This window comes from Mesorhizobium sp. M7A.F.Ca.US.002.01.1.1, assembly GCF_004022955.1.
GTDB classification, from domain to species: Bacteria; Pseudomonadota; Alphaproteobacteria; order Rhizobiales; family Rhizobiaceae; genus Mesorhizobium; species Mesorhizobium ciceri.
The window spans coordinates 1-4,340 of record NZ_RZQE01000488.1; the positions used below are offsets into that span (position 1 = coordinate 1).

The 4,340-nt window shown below is 64.0% G+C and carries 5 protein-coding genes; all 5 read right to left on the bottom strand.

Features of this window, described 5'->3' with window-relative positions; genetic code table 11:
- A partial coding sequence (locus EN932_RS30305) for a Mur ligase domain-containing protein (RefSeq protein WP_245483352.1) occupies positions 1 to 362 on the bottom strand: 362 nt, incomplete at its 3' end.
- A complete protein-coding gene (locus tag EN932_RS30310; RefSeq protein WP_127385608.1) occupies positions 359 to 1,813 on the bottom strand; it encodes a UDP-N-acetylmuramoyl-L-alanyl-D-glutamate--2,6-diaminopimelate ligase in 1,455 nt (484 codons plus the stop codon). The genes EN932_RS30305 and EN932_RS30310, both read right to left, overlap by 4 nt.
- A gap of 54 nt (positions 1,814 to 1,867) precedes the next feature.
- On the bottom strand, positions 1,868 to 3,577 hold the full coding sequence (locus EN932_RS30315; protein ID WP_127370393.1) for a penicillin-binding protein 2: 1,710 nt from the start codon (positions 3,575 to 3,577) through the stop codon (positions 1,868 to 1,870).
- The gene (locus tag EN932_RS30320) at positions 3,574 to 3,972 is read right to left on the bottom strand and encodes a hypothetical protein (RefSeq protein WP_128369306.1); all 399 of its coding nucleotides are present in this window, start codon (positions 3,970 to 3,972) and stop codon (positions 3,574 to 3,576) included. The genes EN932_RS30315 and EN932_RS30320 overlap by 4 nt, the downstream gene beginning before the upstream one ends.
- A 4-nt stretch (positions 3,973 to 3,976) precedes the next feature.
- Positions 3,977 to 4,340: 16S rRNA (cytosine(1402)-N(4))-methyltransferase (gene mraW, locus EN932_RS30325; RefSeq protein ID WP_128369307.1), on the bottom strand; the 364-nt coding region annotated here is incomplete at its 5' end.

Consider the following 4,340-nt stretch of genomic DNA (forward strand, 5'->3'; position numbering starts at 1 on the left):
GTGGTGGTCTTGCCGGCCGAACCGGTCACAGCGATGATTTTCGCGCTCGAGCGGGCGCGCGATGCAACTCCAAGCTTTTCCAGCGCGACCAGCACGTCCTCGACGACGATGATCGGCGCTGTCAGCCGGCCGAGCGACGGCAGCTTGCCTTCGGCCACCACCAGCACGCCAGCGCCAGCCTTGATGGCGGCGGTTGCGAAGTCATGGCCGTCCATCGCCTCGCCCTTGATGGCGAAGAAGGCGTCGCCCGGCTGCAGGCTGCGGCTGTCGATCGAAATGCCTGAAATGCCATCCGGCATCGGCCCGAGCGGCCGCCCGTCCATGGCGGCAACCAGCGCTTCGGAGGTCCACAGCAAGCTCATGCTGCGCGCTCCGTGAGTGCCGCGCGGACTTCCTCATGATCGGAGAAATGCAAGGTCTCGGAGCCGATCGTCTGGCCTTCCTCGTGGCCTTTGCCGGCCACGATCAGCGTGTCGCCGGCATGCAGCATGGCGACCGCTTCGTGGATCGCCTGGCGCCGGTCGCCGATCTCGATGGCACCTGGAGCAGCGGCCAAAATAGCGGCACGGATCGTTTCCGGCACTTCGAAGCGCGGATTGTCGTCGGTGACGATGACGACATCGGCAAGCCGCGTCGCGATTTCGCCCATGATCGGCCTTTTTCCCCGGTCGCGGTCGCCGCCGCAGCCGAACACGACGATGACGCGGCCGGTGGTGAACGGCCGCACCGAGGCCAGCACGTTTTCAAGCGCGTCCGGCTTGTGGGCATAGTCGACATAGACCGGCGCGCCATTGCCGGTGGTGCCGACGAGGTCGAGCCGGCCCGGCGCGCCCTTCAGTTTCTCCAACGCCATCAAGGCCTTGGCGACAGGTGTTCCCGTGGAAATGGCAAGACCCGCCGAAACCAGCGCGTTCGAAATCTGGAAATCACCGGCCAGCGGCAGGTCGATCTCGTAGAGCACGCCGTCGGCCTCGACTTCGGCCCGCTGGCGGTGGCGTTCGTGCTCGACCCGTTTCAGCCTGAGGAAGTCGCCATGGCGGCCGACCGTCAGCACATTGAGCCCGGCAGCCTTTGCTGCCACGGTCGTCGGCGCCGACCATGGATCGTCGGCGAAGATCACGGCCGGCGCGCCCTTCGGCAGCAACGTGTCGAACAGGCGCAATTTGGCGCGGTGATAATCCTCAATGGTCGGATGATAATCCATATGGTCGCGGCCGAGATTGGTGAAGCCGCCGGCAGCCAGCTTCACGCCGTCGAGGCGGCGCTGGTCGAGCCCATGGCTGGAGGCTTCCATCGAGGCGTGGGTGACGCCGGCATCGGCCAATTCCCGCAGCAATTGATGCAGGGCGACCGGATCGGGTGTCGTCAGCGAACCATAGTCGTTGCGCCCAGGCGCCACCACGCCGGTGGTGCCGATCGAAGCGGCGGCATAACCGGCCTGCTCCCAGATCTGCCTGGTGAAGGCTGCGACCGAGGTCTTGCCGCTGGTGCCGGTCACCGCGACCATGATCTCAGGCTGCTTGCCGAAATAGCGTGCCGCACTCTGCGCCAGCGCCAGGCGCGGATCGTCGACCGCCAGCACCGGAACCGGGAGCCCGGCAATGGTGCTGCCCTTGCCCGCCACGATCGCGGCCGCACCGCGCGCGGCGGCATCTGCGGCATAAACGGCACCGTCGGCCTTGGTTCCGGCGAGCGCAAAAAAGACAACGCCCGCTTTTACCTGGCGGGAATCCGAAGAAATCCCTGTAACCTCCAGATCGACGGAAGCTATTCCCTCGACGGGCAGGATACCGGCTAGATCTCTGAGCTTCATCGAGTCCCGTTCACCGCAACAAAATAGCGCGCTGTTGCCGGCGCGCCCTAAGAATCACTGATAGGAAACCAGCGTTGCACCATTTTCATGGCTGAAATCTGGCTTCACGCCAAGCATGGCAGCTGAACGCCTGATGATATTGCCGGCCATAACCCCAGCATTCGCAGCCGCGACATCCGTCATGCCGGGCTTTTCCGGGTGCGGGGCATCGGCAATGGTAAACACCAGATACTGCGGATCGTCCATCGGGAAGGCGGCGACGAAGGTGTTGAAATTCAAGTCCTTCGAGTAGCGGCCATTGATGACCTTCTCGGCGGTTCCGGTCTTGCCGCCAACGCGGTAGCCGGGGACTCTGGCGTTTCTGGCAGAGCCCTTTTCGGCATTGAGCGAATAGAGGTAGCGCATGCCTTCGACGGTCTTTTCGCTCACCACTCTCTTGGCGGTGGCCATCGCTTCCGCCTGCGTCCGCACCAGAAAGGTGGGGTTCATCAGGAAGCCGCCATTCATCAACGCCGCGCAGCCCACAGCCGCTTGCAGCGGCGTCGTCGACACGCCATGGCCGAAGGCGATGGTGAATGAATTGACCTGTTTCCAGACCTTCGGTTCAGTCGGACGGGCAGTCTCCGGCAATTCGGTCTGCATCCTGTCCAGAATGCCAAGGCGATGCAGGAATTCGCGATGCCCCTCGATGCCGACCATCTCGGCTTCCCTGGCCGACCCGATGTTGGACGAGTAGAGGAACACCTCCGGCAACGACAGCACACGGTTCTTGCCGTGGAAATCGTGAATGGCCTGATGGCCGACCCGGATTGGATGCGAAGCATCGAAGCGGCTCGCCATCGTCGCTTTGCCGGAATCGAGCGCCATGGCTGAGGTGAAGCTCTTGAAGGTCGAACCCATCTCGTAGAGGCCCGCCGACATGCGATTCAGCCGGTCCTTGTCTTGTGCGTTGTAGGGATTGTTCGGATCAAAATCCGGCACCGAGGCCATGGCCACCACTTCGCCGGTCTTGACGTTGAGCACAACGGCGCCGGTGCCCATGGCACGATAGCGCTCCAGGCCGGCGGCGATCTCGTCGCGCACGACATGCTGCACGCGCAGATCGATCGAAAGCTTTACCGGCTTGAGATCCTTGGCAATGGCAAGGCCCGACGCCTGCAGGTCGCTCAGCCCCTGCTCGTCGACATATTTCTCCATGCCGGAGATGCCCTGGTTGTCGATGTTGGTGAGCCCGACAATGTAGGACGAGGTCTCGCCGCTCGGATAGAAGCGGCGCTTTTCGGTGCGGAAGCCGAAACCGGGAATGCCGAGCTGCATGATGTCGGACTGTTGCTTGGGCGTCAGCTGCCGCTGCAGCCAGACGAAACCGGCGCCGCTCTTCAGCTTATGGTAGGTCTGCTCATAGTCGATGTCGGGAAGCACCGTCGACAGCTTCTCGATCGCCTCGTCGGCGTCGACAATCCGGCGTGGTTCTGCAAACAGCGACGCCGTCTTGATGTCCGTGGCCAACACTTCGCCGTTGCGGTCGACGATGTCGGGCCGCGATGCCGTCACCCGGCTCTGCGGACCGCCCGACATATCGGGGGTCTGGAAGCCGAGATAGACCAGCCGCCCTGATATGGTCGAGAAGATGCCGAAGAACACCGCCATCGTCATGATGATGCGCGTCCTGCCCTTGCCGCCGGTCGCCTTGCGGGCGCCCTCGACCACGATCGATCCATCTTCACTCGTCCTGGCGCGACGTTTCAGCAGTTTACCGATCATTGGGCGATGCCTCCGGTCACCACGGGATCCCTGCCGTCCGACGGCGCCTTGCCGCCCGAACTATCAGCCATGCCGCCCTGGCATCCCGACAAGATGTCCTGGATGTCAAGGGATTTGACCGGCAGGTCGCCGACACCGCCGATCTGGCGGGCGCTGACCGGCTCGAGTTCGAGCTGCGACTTGTAGAGTTCGGCGAGCTTCTGCAGCCGCGACGGCTGGGTAAGCAGGCTCCAGTCGGCCTTGAGCAGGTCGATCGTGTCCTCCTCATAGCGTATCTGCGCATGGATCTTCTGCACGGCGGCCAATTGTTCCTCGGCCTCGCGCTTGGCCTTGTAGGTAAGGGCCGCGACCGCAACCATGACGGCGATCAGGACAATGTCGCTGGTACGAAACACTTAGCTACCTCTCCCCCGGCCGGTCGATACCGGGAAGCTTTGGAAGGCCGAAAATCGAAAAGTCGCTGCCGCGCGCCGGCGCCTGGGTGCGGACCGCCGCGCGCAGCCTGGCCGAACGGGCGCGCGGATTGGCCGCCACCTCGGCGTCGCCGGCCGTCACGCCGCCGCCCGCCTTGCGGAACGTCGCGGTGCGCGCATGCGCCTCGGGCAGGTGACGCGAGCCGGTCGCGACATCGGCCCGGTCGGCGATGAAACGCTTGACGATGCGGTCTTCCAGAGAATGGAAGGTGACCACGGCGAGCCGTCCGCCCGGCTTCAGAGCGCGTTCGGCCGCAAACAGGGCCTTGGCCAGTTCGCCAAGCTCGTCA

Bases quoted from the DNA above. Each gene is read 5' to 3' on its own strand.
- EN932_RS30310 (WP_127385608.1), bottom strand. From the start codon at position 1,813: ATGAAGCTCAGAGATCTAGCCGGTATCCTGCCCGTCGAGGGAATAGCT.
- EN932_RS30315 (WP_127370393.1), bottom strand. From the start codon at position 3,577: ATGATCGGTAAACTGCTGAAACGTCGCGCCAGGACGAGTGAAGATGGA.